This is a genomic window from Peribacillus sp. NJ4 (genome assembly GCF_030348345.1).
Taxonomy (GTDB): Bacteria; Bacillota; Bacilli; order Bacillales; family DSM-1321; genus Peribacillus.
This window is the reverse complement of record NZ_JAUCFQ010000001.1, coordinates 1,987,939-2,004,689: the sequence shown is the minus strand read 5'-3', so window position 1 is coordinate 2,004,689 and position 16,751 is coordinate 1,987,939. Positions and strand designations below refer to the sequence as shown.

The following is a 16,751-nucleotide window of genomic DNA, read 5'->3' as shown; positions in this document are numbered from 1 at the left end:
TTCAGTTCACCCCTAGCTTCTGCAATAATTCCAATAAAATGGCTATTGCATTCGTTTTAACATGGATAAAATCTTTGACTCCGGCTTCACTTAGTGTAATATCCAATTCTTCTTGCTGCTTGCCAGCCATATAAATATTGATTTCCGGGAATTGCTTTTTGATTTCTTTAATTGTGATTGGCGCTAATTCCGAGTAGTCACCATCACTGCCGCAAACACAATAAACAGAGAGCTTGGTGGAAGCTACGTAATCGACTGCTTCCTTAGTGGTTTGACACCCATTACTACCGAGTGTTTCAATACCTCCTGCTGCAGCCAGACTTTTAACGAAATCTGCACGGGGTTTATAGGATTTAAGATTTTTCAAGTTAATTAAACCAATCGTTGGAGCCGTTCCACTTATTTCTTTATACGTTTCACTACGTTGTCTTATCTGTTCGAACTGAATGGATACCCTATTCCTGGCAATTGGCGTAATGCCAACCGGTTTCTCGACTTTCATATATGACACTTGGTTATCCTGTGTCGGAGTTTTAATCTTATCCGCTGGATTCGGATATACATTCGTTCCGATGATACTTTCTTTTCTGAAAGCCGCATTTTGAACTCTGCCTTGGTAAACTTCAGCTATTTCTTTTTGCAGGGTGCCTTGCTTAATTAGCTCTAAAATCCCCCCGGCTTCATCGATTTCAAGGAAGTTCGCCCAAGCCTTTTCAGCCAATTCATCCGTTAATTGCTCAACATACCATGAACCGCCAGCAGGATCGACCACTGTCGTGATATTTGTTTCTTCTTTTAATATCAAGTGAGTGTTGCGGGCGATTCTTTCTGAAAAATCATCAACTTCACCAGTTGCGTGAGTAAATGGATGAATTTGAAGGTATTGAATGCCTCCAATAGCTGCAGCGAAAGCTTGGTTTGTGGTCCGAAGAATATTGACGTGCTGATCATATAGCGTTTCTGTCAATTCGGAAGTAACAGCATGTATGGCCATTTTAAAATGGTCCTGAGCTGTATCGAAGGCTTCAGCAAGACCTGCCCAAAGCCTCCTGGCAGCCCTCAGTTTAGCGATGGACATGAAGTAATTGGAATCCACTGCAAACGAAAATACTATTCTTTCGGATACTGAAGAAATAGAAAGCCCTTGTTTTTGCCCTTCCAATAGATATTGGACGGCTGCGGATAATCCGTACGCTATTTCTTGTACGGCATTAGCCCCTCCATTATGATAGACTGCCGTATTAATCAGAACTGTCTTTAAATCCCGGCCTATCTTCTGATAATCTTGGATCGTCTTCATCCAGTCTGCAAAATAGTTATCCGTATCTTCTGGCAGCTGTCCGCCAATGAGCCATTCTGCAATGGGATCTTCTGCAACTACACCTGTCAATTGGGCATTTTGCGATTCGGCAATAGCTTTGAATTGCGGGAATAATCCTTTTTGTTTCCCCTTAAGGTCAATGAAAATCGGGATTTCCTTTAATGGGATATCCTTAAACAACTTTTCGGCCCTTGCCCCCTCAGCAAGCAATCGTGCAGGGTATGCCACAACATTTTGACCGCGCTTGAATGACGCCTTCATCTTTTCATTTGCCTCTTCTGCCGTGGTACCGCTTACAGGTTGAACGACAAGCCAAGGTTTTTCATAATAACCCATTGGGGACGTTCCTCGGGTGAAAGGGAAGAATCCTGGCAATTCAGATACTTTTACTGTCGAATCCGCCTTTTCTGTATAGAGCGGATATAACGTGATGCCCTCATATGTATTCGTTTTTAACTTTTCTATACTTTTTCCTTTTAAACTGGCTTCCGCAGCTTCTTTCCACTCTTCAAAAGAAGGCCTAGGAAAGGTTATGTTTTTCACATCTTTCAGTTCCATCTGTAATCGCTTTCTTATCGTCTGCCGCCTCAAATGCCTGGTCCATCCCACTGGAGAACGAACGCTCAGTCGGTTTAGGTAAGAAAACCACCCTCCCATCAATTTAATCTGGATTATACTAACATTCTATCATAATTTTCTTGAAATTTATGTTAATAGAAATTACAAAGCTGCTGTATGGGAAACCAAAAGCCTATTTCTCCTATTTAAAATGAAGTACAGCCCCTTCTCTGTATTAGAACAGCTCTAATTAAAATAATAGCAAAAATAAAATTTTTGTCGATGTTTTTCTACTGAAAAATAAAGTGCAAAAAAAAGGAAGGAACCTAATGGCCTTCCTTTTTCTTCACTTTAGTATATGGAAGTGTTGTCTTTGGAAATCTTTTCGATGATTTCTTTAACCCTTGCGAGGAAACGTCCGCATACCAATCCATCCAAAACACGATGATCAAGTGATAAACAGAGATTCACCATATCCCGAACTGCAATCATGTCATTTATGACCACTGGACGTTTTACGATCGTTTCAACTTGTAAAATGGCGGCCTGTGGATAATTGATGATTCCCATGGACTGGACTGAACCGAATGAGCCAGTGTTATTGACAGTGAACGTGCCACCTTGCATATCCTCTGCTTTTAACTTACCCGCCTTCACTTTGGATGCGAGTTCCTGTATCTCCCTTGCTATACCTTTGATTGATTTTTCATCTGCATTTTTTATGACAGGTACAAATAAGGCATCTTCAGTTGCAACGGCTATAGAAATATTGATTTCTTTCTTTTGTATGATTTTATCGCCAGCCCACATCGAATTGAGCTCTGGAAATTCCGTAAGGGCTTGAGCAATCGCTTTTACAAAAAAGGCAAAGTAAGTTAAATTATAGCCTTCTTTTTGTTTAAAGCCGGACTTGAGATTATCACGCAACTTCACCATATTGCTTGCGTCGACTTCCACCATTGTCCATGCATGCGGAATTTCGTGCTTACTTTTTAACATATTGGATGCAATTGCCTTACGGATACCCGTAACAGGTATTTCCTTGTCACCAATAGCAGTCGGCACGTTAGTAGTCACTGCACTAGTTTGACGATTAATTGGAGGCGTGTTCTCTTCATGAGCCGAATCGGATATTGCGGAAGGTTCATCCGCCTTAGGAAGAGTACCGGATTCAACAAGTTTCAGTAGATCTTTACGGGTGATTCGTCCCTCATTCCCCGTTCCTTTCACTTTTGAAAGGTCGATCCCATGCTCCTGGGAAAGTTTTAACACGGCAGGTGAAAAGCGAGCTTTCCTTGATGGTTCACCTGCTTGCTGCACATCTTTTGTAACAGGTGCATCAACATTTTCCTCGCTATGAGAAACAGCTTGGCCTGCGTTTTCGTTATCCGTCTTTGCCGCTTCAACTTCAATCGAGCAAATGACTTCCCCGACTGCCAACGTTTGATTCTCTTCCGCTTTCAATTCCTTGATGATGCCGGTGAAGGAAGAAGGAACCTCAGCATTTACTTTATCAGTCATCACTTCAGCTAGCGGATCATATTTCGTGACATGATCCCCAGGCTTTACAAGCCATTTACTGATGGTTCCCTCTGTGACACTTTCGCCTAATTGAGGCATCTTCATTAATTCCATAGCCATAAATCGTTCCTCCTTCTTAACAGTCATTAATACTCGGCCAATTCCCTCATCGCTTTTTCCACATTATCAGGGTTCACCATAAAATGTTTTTCCATCGTAGGCGCATATGGCATGGCAGGTACATCAGGTCCGGCCAATCGTTTTATAGGGGCATCCAAATCAAAAAGGCAATTCTCGGCAATGATGGCTGCCACCTCACTCATAATGCTTCCTTCTTTATTATCCTCCGTAACCAGTAAAACTTTCCCTGTTTTAGAAGCTGCTTCTATGATAGCATCCTTATCTAAAGGGTAGACGGTGCGCAAGTCAAGAACATGTGCAGAGATTCCATCTGCAGCTAATTTTTCAGCTGCCTGAAGAGCAAAATGCACGCAAAGGCCATAGGATATGACAGTAATGTCTTCCCCTTCCCTTTTCACATCCGCCTTACCGATTGGAAGTACATAATCTTCAGTGGGTACCTCACCCTTAATCAAGCGGTATGCGCGTTTATGTTCAAAGAAAAGAACTGGATCTTCATCACGGATGGCAGCTTTAAGCAACCCCTTGACATCATAAGGAGTGGAAGGCATCACAATTTTCAAGCCCGGTTGATTAGCAAAAATCGCTTCAACCGATTGCGAATGATAAAGAGCTCCATGAATCCCTCCTCCATAAGGAGCACGGATTACCATAGGACAGCTCCAGTCATTATTAGAACGGTATCTAATTTTAGCTGCCTCTGAAACAATTTGGTTAATGGCAGGCATGATGAAATCAGCAAATTGCATTTCAGCTATTGGCCGAAGCCCGTACATGGCGGCTCCAATTCCCACTCCAGCAATTGCAGATTCAGCGAGCGGTGTATCGATGACCCTGGCTTCACCGAATTGGTCGTATAAACCGTTAGTGGCTTTAAAGACCCCACCTTTTTTTCCAACATCCTCTCCCAATACGAATACACGGGAATCACGTTCCATCTCTTCCCTCATTGCCATTGTCACGGCATCTATATAAGAAATCACTGGCATTCTATTACCCCCTTACTTTTGTGCATACACATGATTCATAGCACTTTCAGCCTTCGGATATGGAGCATTTTCAGCATAATCAGTTGCTTCGTTGACTATCTTCATGACTTCATCATTCATTTGTTTCTCAAGATCATCATCCATGATTCCCGCTTCTTTTAAATACGCTCCAAATGTAATTATGGAATCCTTCGTTTTGGCTTCGGCCACCTCGTCCGCTGTCCGGTAGCTTCGGTCATCATCATCACTTGAATGAGGAGTGAGCCTATATGAGACGGTTTCTACAAGGGTAGGCCCCTCTCCCCTTCGTGCACGGTCAGCCGCTTCTTTCACTGCTGCATACACTTCCAATGGGTCATTGCCATCCACCGTTATTCCAGGCATCCCATAGCCAATCGCCCTGTCGGAAACATTTTCACATGATAGTTGTTTCGAAATAGGAACCGAAATCGCATATTTATTATTTTCACACATGAAAATGACCGGCAGCTTATGTACACCTGCAAAGTTGGCCCCTTCATGAAAATCGCCCTGATTGGATGAACCTTCACCAAACGTAACGAATGTTACTAAATCCTTGCTTTCCATCTTCCCAGCAAGGGCAATTCCAACTGCATGCGGGACCTGTGTCGTTACAGGTGATGAACCAGTGACGATCCTATTTTTCTTTTGACCGAAATGGCCAGGCATTTGGCGTCCGCCTGAATTGGGATCTTCCTCTTTCGCAAAACCTGAAAGCATCAAGTCTTTTGCTGTCATTCCGAAGGTAAGTACCACACCTACATCCCGATAATAAGGAAGTACATAATCCTTTTGCCGATCCAGCGCAAACGCTGCCCCAACCTGCGCAGCTTCTTGCCCCTGGCAGGAAATCACGAAGGGAATTTTCCCGGAACGATTTAAAAGCCACATACGCTCATCAATCCTGCGGGACAAAAGCATTGTCCGGTACATATCTAAAACCGTTTCCTCATTTAAGCCTAATTGTTCATGACGTTTTTCTACCATCATAAAACCTCCTGACCTTATTCTTTATGAATGAATGGCAAGTCCATCGACAGCAAGCGCCGCCTCTCCGATTGCTTCAGAAAGACTTGGGTGTGGATGTATTGTCTTGGCTACCTCCCAAGGTGTCGCATCAAGCACTTTTGCAAGTCCCGCTTCTGAAATCATATCCGTAACATGTGGACCGATCATATGAACGCCCAATATATCATCCGTTTTCTTATCTGCAATGATTTTGACAAAACCATCCGCTTCCCCGAAAACCAGGGCCTTACCAACTGCACGGAATGGGAATTTTCCAATTTTAAGCTCATAGCCTTCCTTTTTTGCCTGTTCTTCCGTCAAACCGACACTTGCCGCTTCAGGGCTTGAATACACACATTTTGAAATGAGCGAATAATCCAAGCGTTCCGGTTTTTGGCCTGCCATATGTTCAACGGCCGTAATACCTTCATGGGAGGCAACGTGAGCCAATTGCAGACCGCCGATACAATCACCGATCGCATAGATATGCGTTTCCTTCGTTTGGAAGAAGTCATTGGTTTCAATAAAACCTTTTTCTTTCACAATTTCTGTATTTTCAAGGCCGATCCCTTCAACATTTGCTGCTCTGCCTACGGATACCAGCATTTTTTCAGCTGTGAATTCCTCTACCAATCCTTTTACTTCAGCAGAAATGGATACTGAAACATCCGTTTTCAGGGTTTCAGGCAATACCTTGGCACCTGTAATGAATTTGACGCCTTTTTTAGTTAGGAGACGAAGCATTTCACTGGAAATATCCTGGTCTTCAGTCGGGATGATCCTATCCGCATATTCCAGTACGGTTACTTCCACACCAAAATCTTTCAGCATCGAAGCCCACTCAATGCCGATAACCCCACCGCCTACAATAATCATTGATTTCGGCAGGCTCTCAAGCTTTAGAGCTTCATCCGATGTAAGCACCAATTCCCCGTCAATTGTTAAACCGGGCAGTGTTTTCGGACGCGAACCGGTAGCAATGATGATATTCTGAGGAATGAGCATTTCATTTTCACTGCCATTATTCATTTCCACTGAAATTGTCCCAGGCATCGGTGAAAATATAGATGGACCAAGTATACGTCCTAAACCTTCATAAACCGTTATCTTCCCTTGTTTCATCAAGTGCTGAACACCTTTATAGAGTTGATCGACGACTTTATTCTTTCTTTCCTGCACCTTAAGGAAATCCACCTTTACATCCCCGGTTACAATACCGAATTCCTCACTTTTCACTGCAGTCTGATAAACTTCAGCACTCCTTAAAAGTGCTTTTGAAGGGATACAGCCTTTATGTAGACACGTTCCGCCGAGCTTGCCTTTCTCCACGACAGCCGTTTTCAATCCTAATTGAGCAGCCCTTATTGCTGCCACATACCCGCCTGTTCCTCCTCCGAGGATAACGAGGTCAAATTCTTCAGCCAAAACCACTCCTCCTCACAAATACACACTATTGTCACCGTTATTACTTGTCCTATGTTTCATTACGTTATCCATGTTGAAATTCCTGTGTTTATATTTTAAAAAAACACAGGAATCCATATCTTGTCAACTATATTCATTTTCTTCCATTCAAGATATGTTTTTCATTTTGCAAGAATTGACTTCTTGAATTCCGCATACGAGCAATGCGCTCCTCTGCCATCCTGTCCGCTGCTTTATAAGTTGGAATTTGATCGCGTTTGGCAATCTCCATGACTCGTTCAATCGTATCATAAACCATTTCCACTTTCTTAAGGGCTCTTTCTCGATTATACCCTAAAAGTTCATCAGCCACGTTTATGACACCACCTGCATTAATTACATAATCAGGAGCATATATAATGCCTTTTTCATGAATTTGATCACCATGAACAGGATCCTTCAATTGATTATTGGCTGCACCTGCAATGACTTTCGCCTTAATTTGATTAATTGTTTGATCATTAATGACGGCACCTAATGCACAAGGAGCATAGATATCACATTCAACCCCATAAATTTCATCAGTATTCACTGCAGTCGCCCCAAAGGATTCAACCGCACGTGCCACGCTTTCTTTATTGATATCGGTAACGATCAGCTTAGCACCCTCCTCATGAAGGTGACGGCATAAGTTATAAGCTACATTCCCGACGCCTTGGACTGCAACAACCTTGCCTTCTAATGAATCAGTGCCGAATGCTTCTTTTGCAGCAGCTTTCATACCGCGGTATACCCCATATGCAGTTACAGGCGAAGGGTTACCTGAAGAACCGAATGCAGGGGAAATCCCAGTGACAAAATCCGTTTCCTCGTGGATGAGATCCATATCTTCAACCGTGGTCCCTACATCTTCAGCAGTTATATAACGCCCATTCAGCCCTTGGATATACCTTCCGAATGCACGGAACATTTCTTCATTTTTATCCTTGCGAGGATCGCCGATGATGACGGTTTTTCCCCCGCCTAAATTCAAGCCGGCCGCTGCGTTTTTATATGTCATTCCTTTCGAAAGCCTTAAAGCATCTTCTATGGCATCTTCTTCGGAAGCGTACGTCCACATCCTTGTGCCACCAAGTGCTGGTCCTAATGTCGTATCATGAATGGCAATAATCGCTTTCAAACCCGATTGTTTATCCTGACAGAATAGCAGTTGTTCGTAATCATACTTCTCAAGATATTTAAAAATTTCCATACAGGAATCCTCCCTAGATGTTTTAATAAATGTCAGATATGAGGACACTGAATCACTCCTCATTCTTACTGGTCACTACGTTCATTTTAAATAAAATCCGCTAATCACATGATATTTTTCCCATTGGGAATGGTTCCCTTGAAAAATCCATGCACCTTTAAATATGCAAATAACATGCCAATAAATTAAATAATGAGAGCCTTTTCACCCAAAAAAAGGAGATGCTGGTTAATATATTGGGCAACTATAGCCTATAACAAATTCAAAAAAATTTCATGTTGGAAGTGAACTCTCGCTTAAATTAAAATAAATCAGAAAATTCTGCGCAGTTTTTTTCACACTATGCAATTCCTTGCATGCAAACATTTTCACAGTTTTAATTTTTCCATTTTATAATATAGATTTCTAACTGAAATTCCCAACGCTTTTGCCGTAAGTGTTTTATTTCCCTTGTGGGTATCGAACGCTTGCTGAATGATTTCGGCTTCATACTGGTCTATTATCTCCGAGAGCGGTTTACCCGATACGTAGCCAGAAGGCTCCATTAAGAGTTTCTCCTGTTTTAATGGAATCTCTTCGATAAAATCAGGAATATGCTGTATATCAATGATTGTCTCGTTCAATTTCATGAAAATGATTGCCCGTCCTAAGATATTTTCCAGTTCCCTTACATTCCCTGGCCAGTTATAGATTTGCATCTTATGTATAGCTGCTTCAGTAATCCCCTCTATGCTCCGTCCATACTCCTGATTGATTTTATGAATCAAATGCTCCGCCAATTCTCTCAAATCTTCTTTTCGTTTTCGTAAAGGAGCAATGAAAATAGGCATGCGGTTCAGCCTGAAATATAAGTCTTCCCTGAATGATCCGTTTGCAATGGCGTGTTCAAGATTGATATTCGTGGCGGCTATGACACGGACATTGATGGAAATCGGCTTTGTCCCCCCCACTCTGATGATTTCCCGTTCTTGTAAAACCCGGAGTAATTTAGCTTGGATGTTAGCTGGTAATTCACCAATTTCATCTAAAAAGATGCTTCCTTGATTTGCCTCTTCAAAAAAACCGACCTTTCCGCCCCTGCTTGCCCCTGTAAACGCTCCCTCATCATAACCGAACAGTTCACTTTCGAGTAATGATTCCGAGATGGCCGCACAGTTTACACGAACGAATTTATTGAATTTCCTATCACTCGCATTATGGATGGCGTGGGCAAATAACTCTTTGCCGGTCCCTGATTCCCCTCTTAATAAGACGGTAGCCGGTGTCCTTGCCGATAATTTCGCCTGTTCGATGGGAAGCTTCATCTCTTCGGAAGCCCCTATTATATCATCAAAGGAATATTTAGCCTGCAATGTCCGGATAATCTGTCTTGCCCGATTCAATTCGTGAGTCAAGGTTTGAATTTCCGATACATCATGAATGACGCCAACGCTACCTTTCAGGTACCCATCCACAATGATTGGAGCAACATTAACAATCACTTCCTTATGTTTTGGGCCGACACGCATATTGACACCCCGAACAGGCTTTTTTGTCTGAAGCACTTTCATATGCATGCTATCACCTTCGTAAATATCGATGGAAGCCGGCTTACCAATCACTTGGTCCTTGGTTAAGCCAGTGATTCTTGTATATGCCGGATTGATCAAAAGTCCCCTCCCTTGATCGTCCACGACCGAGATGGCTTCATCACTGGATTGAATGATTGCCTGGAGCATCGTCTGTATCTCTTTTAAATCAGTGATCTGCTCCGCCAATTGTACAGCTTCCGTTTTATTCCTAAACACGGAAAAAGCCCCTATGATTTCCTCATCGGCATTCACCAGAGGAATCCTTGTCGTTATGAGCTCCATCCCATTAGTAAGGGTAATCTCCTGATTCACTTCTTTTTGGTTCGTTTCCATCACTCGAAGTAATCCAGTTGAAGGAACGAAATCTTTGATATGTTTGCCTATCACGTCCTCGCGCTTTGTGTCAGATGCTCGTTCTGCACTATCATTGAACATGATGATGAATCCATCATGATCAATCACCACCATTCCTTCACTGGTCGTATTAAGGATCAAGTCCATTTTTGCCGAAGTATTTTCCAATTTATTTATTAAACGATTTTTCTCTTCAAACAACTTTGTCATAATGAGGGCGACACTTCCAGGAATGAGTATCGTTTGATCGCTCATATCCCGTTTTATCTTACTATAGACGGTCGGGTCTCCGGTGGTATCAAAAATGATATCCAAATCCCCATCCAATCCCTCGCTCCAATTAGTCACTGTAGGAATCCTTCTTTCTTTTGCAGCAAGCATCCCTTCAGCGGATTCATTCGTATCAGCCATACAAACAATTGAGAATACTTCACTTTCCGAAAGGAGTTTCAACACCGTTGTCCCCCCCACTCCTCCCCCTACTATCATGACTTTTTGCATGAGCCATCCCCCTTAAGATATAATTACCCCTATTATTAGATATATCTCTGCAATTTTCTTCATACTTCACACCTCATTTTACCATATTGGCATCCTTTAAACACAGCCTCTAACTTCCAGTCATTTTCTAGTTTCCCGAAACTTGACAAATATTTTATATCCTTTATCATTTTTAAAAGACGGAATTTTCGGAAGGGATTTGACCGCATGAAACGTTTAATCGCTTTTTTGATTCTTTTTATACCCGGGGCCTTTGCTGCCTATGGCATTAAAATAATGAGGGACATGGTGTTCGGTATTTTACAGCCTCCCTATCCAGTCCTTTGGCTGCAATTTTTAATCGGACTGCTTATTACGATTGGAGGAATAGCCTTTATCGCAGGCTTCGTCCTTCATCGAGATCGAAAACAAAATAAGGTCCAAAGCAGGTTCAATAAATTTTAAACGTAAAAAGAAGGTGCCATGTATAAATGGGCACCTTTTTCTTTTTCTTTATCTTGATTTAAGTTCTTCTCTGACCCGTACGGCTGCCTCAGGAAAATCGGTTATGATGCCACTGCACCCCAATTTGAATAATCGCTTCATATCGGCTTCCTTATTAATGGTATAGGGCCGTACAGCAACACCCATGCTCAACGATGCTTGAATTAGTGCATCAGAGGCAGACTTGATATTTGGATGGATTGCGCTCCCGCCTATTGCCTTGGCATATATCCATGGCATGTATAGACCATCTCTATAAAGCGGTGCCGTTTCCAGTTCAGGTGCCAATTGATGACAATTAACCAAACTATAATGATTGAAAGAAGAAAGGATTATCCTTTCCTTCATTTCGTAGGCACGAATGAGCCTTATGACTTTCTCTTCTAAGCCTGGATACAGAAAAAGCGTGTTTTTCAATTCAATATTACAAAAAAGCTGGTTATCGTTAAGCCATATAAATAGTTCTTCTAGCGTCGGAATTTTTTCTTTACCCAATTTACCCTTAAAGCTTGAGGACGCATTAAGAGTTTTCAACTCCATCAAGGTCCGGTCTTTTACATACCCTGAGGCATTCGTGGTCCGATCGAGCTTTTCATCGTGAATGATGACCACTTCTCCATCTTTCGAGAGTTGGACATCCGTTTCAATACCGTCCGCCCCAACACGGGCAGCTTCTTTGAACGCCGACATCGTATTTTCCGGATGTGTTCCTGCAGAGCCTCGATGTGCAAAGATTAAGGTCATGATGAAAGCCGCCTCTCCCAAAAATTGTTATAACCCAATTTTATGAACAGAAACGATAAATTATTTTCATCTTCTTTCAATCGAAATAGAGGTGATTATTTTCTTCGTAGAAGGTTTTCTGAAATATTCCCCATAATTACTGAAAAGTTCCTTTTAATGTAGTTATCAGAACAATTGAGTTTTACACTTACGGACATTTTATCAGCAGCTATTGTTTGACATTCTCCAGCATGCTTTGCGGAAAATCCAATAGGATGGGATTAAATTGAAGAATGGAAAAGCGGAAAAGGACCCATAATGCCAAAATCCTTTTAAAAATTAGTGATTCAGATAATTAGTGTCGCTTTTTAACGTAAACAAAAACGCCTTTTATTTATTGGATTTCCTGCAAATCCAATAAATAAAAGGCGTTTAATTTTTTTTAACCGGCAGCGAAAAAAATTGAAGTTGCCGATTAGAAAAAATCAGAAAGCAACTTCTTCCTGTCCATACCACCAGACGGAGAGTTCCTATTTATATTTAGCGGCTCTAGCCTTTATATGGTCAATTGTTATCCTGAATCCGAACAACCGGTGTTCCCCTACTGTCAAGAAGCTTTATGTTCGAGACGAAGCTTATCGGCAACCATGGCAATGAATTCGGAATTTGTAGGTTTTGCCTTAGTCATGCTGACAGTATAACCGAAAAGAGATGAAATGGATTCTATATTGCCACGGCTCCAAGCCACTTCAATCGCATGTCGGATGGCTCTTTCAACACGGCTGGCCGTAGTATTGTATTTTTTTGCGATATCCGGATATAAAACTTTCGTGATCGAACCCAATAGTTCAATATCATTATATACCATGGATATGGCTTCCCTTAAATACAAATAGCCCTTGATATGTGCAGGCACTCCAATTTCGTGAATGATGCTTGTGATGCTGGCATCGAGGTTTTTCGGCTTGGCTTCATTTTGGGGACGATAGCTAAACTGACTATGATTTTTTAAAACCGCCTGCCCTTTACCGCTTACCTGACGAATGTGATTGGCCAGATTTTCCATATCAAAAGGTTTCAGGATAAAGTAAGACGCGCCCAAATCAACAGCTTTTTTCGTTACATCTTCTTGACCAAAGGCAGTAAGCATAATGACATTAGGCATAGCACCCCGTTTTACTTCACGAAGTTTTTCAAGTACACCTAACCCATCTAAATGAGGCATGATAATATCGAGGATCAATATATCCGGATCAACACTTTCAAGCATACCCAGGCAATCTTGACCGTTATGTGCCACCCCAATTACTTCCATGTCTTCCTGTGCTGAAATGTATTCTTCCAGAAGGCCAACAAGTTCTCTATTATCGTCTACAACGCACACCTTAATTTTTTTCACGCTTGATTTCAACCCTCAACTACAATTGGTCTTTTTTTCTATATGACTAAATTCTATTGTAATTGAACTTTTCGACAATGGAAACTAAATTCCTTTTATTTTTGAAAAAATATAAGGAATTCAATATTATTCTCCGGATATCTCTTGTTTTCGACTTCGTTTGCTATTCGAATAAACCGATTGTCGAAAAATCTTCATTTTGTTATCATTTTATCACAACGTTTCAAAAAAACCTCTATTTTTTGGAGAAATCATATTTAATTACCATCCATGACCTGGGCTAATCAATTAAAAAGGGGCATCCAAAAGGATACCCGGTTTCTTTAGCTTGCCTTTTCATAATTATCTTTGTCGTATATATTTATACCGGCTTCGTTTAACATCCATTCGATATGGACTCCATACCCACTTGTTGGATCATTAACAAATACATGGGTGACTGCACCGATTAATTTCCCATTTTGTATGATAGGACTGCCGCTCATACCTTGAACGATCCCACCCGTTTTTTGAAGCAGTTCTTTATCCGTCACTTTTAAGACCATTCCTTTAATCGCAGGAAACTTCTGTGGTATGGAACTGACGATTTCCACATCGAATTCCTCCACTTTAGAACCATCCACCACAGTCAGGATTTTTGCTGGTCCTTCCTTTACCTCATGGGAAAGGGTGATCGGGAGAGCCTTGTCATTAATCCCATTTTTAAAATCTTGATTTAATTTCCCAAAAATCCCAAAGGGACTATTGCGATTGATATTTCCTATTTTTTCTTTGTTGGAAGAAAAGCGTGCCAATTTTTCTCCAGGATCACCATTGCTTCCCTTTTCAATGGACGTGACCGTGGATTGAACAATCTGTCCATCCTTTACAACAATCGGCTTTTTGGTATCCATATCGGAAATGACATGTCCCAATGCTCCATATTTTTTCGAATCCGGGTGATAAAACGTCATCGTTCCGATGCCAGCTGCTGAATCACGGATATACAAACCCAATTTGTAAGTTCCTTCATTCTTATCTTTTAGAGGTAAAAGGGTGCTTTGAAGCACTTCATTATCACGGTTGATGACTAGATTCAACGCCTCCCCCTTTTCACCTGCCTGCTGAACAAAAGGGGTTACATCCCCCATCTTCTTTATCGTCTGACCATTGATTTCTGTAATAATATCACCGATTTCAATTTTCGCTTTTTCTCCTGGTGATTTTTTCCCCTGCGCAGTATCAATAAGATGATGACCTACTACGAGCACTCCGAGAGTATTTAGCTTCACTCCAATGGATTGGCCTCCAGGCATGACTTTAAAGTCTTTCAACACCCTAATGTCGACCTTTTTGGCGGGCAAGCCTGCTACATCCAGCAACACTTCATTCGTACCTGGTTTCTCAGCACCAAGCGTAATTGAAGCTTGCTCATCATGAAGCGAAATCCCATCACTGAATCCCGAAGCTTTTGCAGAAACAGGCAATGATTTGGAAATACTATATTGACTTCCTTCAAATAGTACAAGATGATTTGGAATTAAAAAATATTCACGAAATGGCTGGTATAACCCTAATGTTAATAGCGAAACAAGGAGAATTCCACCGATGATCCTGTTTATCCATACAAATTTCAACCCATTCACTCTCCTCGCTCTCTGAAACTTTATGGCTACACCTTTAATTTAGCCCTCAAGACAGTCATTTATAACAGATGCACAAAATAAAAGCTATCCGTTTTTGGATAGCTTTACAATGAATGCTTATGATAAGTTTAAATTATCTACTTTACCTGTCCATCAAGATGTGATTTTCAACCTTTTTGCCAGCTGGATTAATTCATTGGCATGCTGCTTCGTCAAATCCGTAATCTCGACTCCAGAAATCATCCTGCCAATTTCTTTTATCTTTTCCGTTTCAATTAAAGGCTTTACCGAGGTATTCGTGCGTCCTGCCCTTACATTTTTCGCTATGAATAAGTGAGTATCCGCCATAGCTGCCACTTGTGGTAAATGGGATATGCACAGTACTTGAGATCCCGTTGCCACTTTATAGATCTTTTCAGCAATGGATTGTGCAACCCGTCCGCTCACACCGGTGTCCACTTCATCAAATATAATGGACGTTATGCCTTGGTGCTTGGAGAAAATGCTTTTCAAAGCCAGCATGATCCTCGAGAGTTCTCCACCCGATGCGATTTTTGATAGAGGTTTTAACGGTTCACCTGGATTTGTGGAAATATAAAATTCCATCGAATCCAGCCCCGACTGATTAATGCCCCTATCTGACAACTCATCGAAAGTATAAGCCGTTTGAAGGAAATGTGGTTCGAAAATGGTCTTTTCCATGTATAAATCTTTTAATTCCTGATGGATCTTTTTGGTTAACTGCTGAGCGAATGTCTGACGAAGTTCAGACAGATTCTTTGCTTCAACAATTAAATCGGCCTTGATGGATTTCATTTCCTTTTCAAGCTTCGCTATATGCGTTTCCCTATTTTGCAGCTTTTCGACTTCCTCTTCTATGCCTGCACCATATTCCAGGATTTCCTCGATGGTCCGCCCGTATTTACGTTTTAATTGATTTATTTCATTAAGGCGGCTTTCAATGAATTCGACACGTTCTGTATCATAATCCAAAGAGTCTAATTGATCCCGGATGTTTGACACGGCCTCTTCAAGCAGGAAGTAACTATTTGAAACGGTTTCGGAGCTGTTTTTTAAACCTTCATCAAGACCTGCGGCTTCTTCCAGGTTATTCATGGCTACGGAAAGCCAATCAATTGCATGCTGCTCTCCATTTAAAGCATTATAACTGGTTTGCAGCGCTTCATGAATTTTTTCGAAATTATTAATTTTCTTCCGCTCTTCCATTAATTCTTCATCTTCACGTAGTTTCAAATCAGCTTTTTGAATTTCATCGAATTGAAATTGGATCAAATCAAGACGGTGGACCATTTGCTGTTCATTTTGGCTCAAACCATTCAATTGTTTTGAAGCGGTTTCATAACGTTTATAGAGCTTTTGGTATTCCGTGAGTGCAGAGGCGATTTTTTCACCGCCGAATTGATCCAGCAGAGGAAGATGGAGTCGTTCATCCATTAATTCCTGATGTTCATGCTGACCATGAATATCTATCAATGTCCGTCCTATCTCGCGTAAAATGGCAATCGTTACAAGTTTTCCATTTACTCTGCAAACGCTTTTGCCGCTCTGTGAAATATCCCTTCGAAGAATGGCCATCCCATCATTCATATCCAGTCCAAATTCTTCTGCTTTGGCAAATACCGGGTGTTTTTCATCTTCAATTTGAAATAATCCCTCTATTTCGGCCTTGGACTCACCATGCCGAATGAACTCTGCAGAACCACGTCCCCCAACCAAAAGATGAACGGCATCTATAATGATTGATTTCCCTGCCCCTGTTTCTCCGGTCAAGACAGTCAAGCCTTTCTCAAATGAAACGGACAGGCTTTCTATGATCGCAAAATTCCTAATCGATAGTTCTGTTAACAAACTAGGTCACC

General features: G+C 41.5%; 12 protein-coding genes. 1 reads left to right on the top strand and 11 read right to left on the bottom strand.

All coding sequences use genetic code 11. The features are described 5' to 3' along the window. Position 1 precedes the first annotated feature (1 nt). The 7 genes from QUF94_RS10055 to QUF94_RS10025 all read right to left on the bottom strand — a co-directional run bounded on the left by QUF94_RS10055 (position 2) and on the right by QUF94_RS10025 (position 10,641). Positions 2 to 1,879, bottom strand: coding sequence for a methylmalonyl-CoA mutase family protein (locus QUF94_RS10055; RefSeq protein ID WP_289315724.1), 1,878 nt, complete (start codon positions 1,877 to 1,879; stop codon positions 2 to 4). A gap of 351 nt (positions 1,880 to 2,230) precedes the next feature. Beyond that, a complete protein-coding gene (locus tag QUF94_RS10050) occupies positions 2,231 to 3,520 on the bottom strand; it encodes a dihydrolipoamide acetyltransferase family protein (RefSeq protein ID WP_289315723.1) in 1,290 nt (429 codons plus the stop codon). Positions 3,521 to 3,546: 26 nt separating this feature from the next. Continuing rightward, a complete protein-coding gene (locus QUF94_RS10045) occupies positions 3,547 to 4,530 on the bottom strand; it encodes an alpha-ketoacid dehydrogenase subunit beta (protein ID WP_289315722.1) in 984 nt (327 codons plus the stop codon). Positions 4,531 to 4,542: 12 nt separating this feature from the next. After that, entirely contained in the window at positions 4,543 to 5,538 is a 996-nt protein-coding gene (locus QUF94_RS10040) for a thiamine pyrophosphate-dependent dehydrogenase E1 component subunit alpha (RefSeq protein ID WP_289315721.1), read from the bottom strand. A gap of 24 nt (positions 5,539 to 5,562) precedes the next feature. After that, on the bottom strand, positions 5,563 to 6,984 hold the full coding sequence (lpdA, locus tag QUF94_RS10035) for a dihydrolipoyl dehydrogenase (RefSeq protein WP_289315720.1): 1,422 nt from the start codon (positions 6,982 to 6,984) through the stop codon (positions 5,563 to 5,565). Between the two features lie 133 nt (positions 6,985 to 7,117). After that, a complete protein-coding gene (gene bcd, locus QUF94_RS10030; protein WP_289315719.1) occupies positions 7,118 to 8,215 on the bottom strand; it encodes a branched-chain amino acid dehydrogenase in 1,098 nt (365 codons plus the stop codon). 368 nt (positions 8,216 to 8,583) lie between these two features. Next, the gene (locus QUF94_RS10025) at positions 8,584 to 10,641 is read right to left on the bottom strand and encodes a sigma-54 interaction domain-containing protein (RefSeq protein WP_289315718.1); all 2,058 of its coding nucleotides are present in this window, start codon (positions 10,639 to 10,641) and stop codon (positions 8,584 to 8,586) included. Between the two features lie 207 nt (positions 10,642 to 10,848). Between QUF94_RS10025 and QUF94_RS10020 the strand changes: the two genes are divergently transcribed. After that, positions 10,849 to 11,085 (top strand): DUF2627 domain-containing protein, encoded by a 237-nt coding sequence (locus QUF94_RS10020; protein WP_101222519.1) that lies wholly within the window; start codon positions 10,849 to 10,851, stop codon positions 11,083 to 11,085. Between the two features lie 48 nt (positions 11,086 to 11,133). Here QUF94_RS10020 and QUF94_RS10015 read toward each other — a convergent pair whose 3' ends face one another. The 4 genes from QUF94_RS10015 to recN form a co-directional block, all read right to left on the bottom strand. Further along, positions 11,134 to 11,868, bottom strand: coding sequence for a glycerophosphodiester phosphodiesterase (locus tag QUF94_RS10015; protein ID WP_289315717.1), 735 nt, complete (start codon positions 11,866 to 11,868; stop codon positions 11,134 to 11,136). 586 nt (positions 11,869 to 12,454) lie between these two features. Beyond that, complete coding sequence (gene spo0A, locus QUF94_RS10010; RefSeq protein WP_289315716.1) at positions 12,455 to 13,246, bottom strand: sporulation transcription factor Spo0A; 792 nt, start codon at positions 13,244 to 13,246, stop codon at positions 12,455 to 12,457. Positions 13,247 to 13,569: 323 nt separating this feature from the next. Further along, positions 13,570 to 14,862: a SpoIVB peptidase gene (gene spoIVB, locus QUF94_RS10005; RefSeq protein WP_289315715.1), complete on the bottom strand. Its 1,293-nt coding sequence runs from the start codon at positions 14,860 to 14,862 to the stop codon at positions 13,570 to 13,572. A gap of 162 nt (positions 14,863 to 15,024) precedes the next feature. Next, positions 15,025 to 16,740, bottom strand: coding sequence for a DNA repair protein RecN (gene recN / locus QUF94_RS10000; protein ID WP_289315714.1), 1,716 nt, complete (start codon positions 16,738 to 16,740; stop codon positions 15,025 to 15,027). Positions 16,741 to 16,751 lie beyond the last annotated feature (11 nt).

Excerpts from the sequence above, each read along its gene's own strand:
- QUF94_RS10055 (WP_289315724.1), bottom strand. The coding sequence starts at position 1,879 with ATGGAACTGAAAGATGTGAAAAACATAACCTTTCCTAGGCCTTCTTTT.
- QUF94_RS10050 (WP_289315723.1), bottom strand. The coding sequence starts at position 3,520 with ATGGCTATGGAATTAATGAAGATGCCTCAATTAGGCGAAAGTGTCACA.
- QUF94_RS10045 (WP_289315722.1), bottom strand. The coding sequence starts at position 4,530 with ATGCCAGTGATTTCTTATATAGATGCCGTGACAATGGCAATGAGGGAA.
- QUF94_RS10040 (WP_289315721.1), bottom strand. The coding sequence starts at position 5,538 with ATGGTAGAAAAACGTCATGAACAATTAGGCTTAAATGAGGAAACGGTT.
- bcd (WP_289315719.1), bottom strand. The coding sequence starts at position 8,215 with ATGGAAATTTTTAAATATCTTGAGAAGTATGATTACGAACAACTGCTA.
- QUF94_RS10025 (WP_289315718.1), bottom strand. The coding sequence starts at position 10,641 with ATGCAAAAAGTCATGATAGTAGGGGGAGGAGTGGGGGGGACAACGGTG.
- QUF94_RS10020 (WP_101222519.1), top strand. The coding sequence starts at position 10,849 with ATGAAACGTTTAATCGCTTTTTTGATTCTTTTTATACCCGGGGCCTTT.
- QUF94_RS10015 (WP_289315717.1), bottom strand. The coding sequence starts at position 11,868 with ATGACCTTAATCTTTGCACATCGAGGCTCTGCAGGAACACATCCGGAA.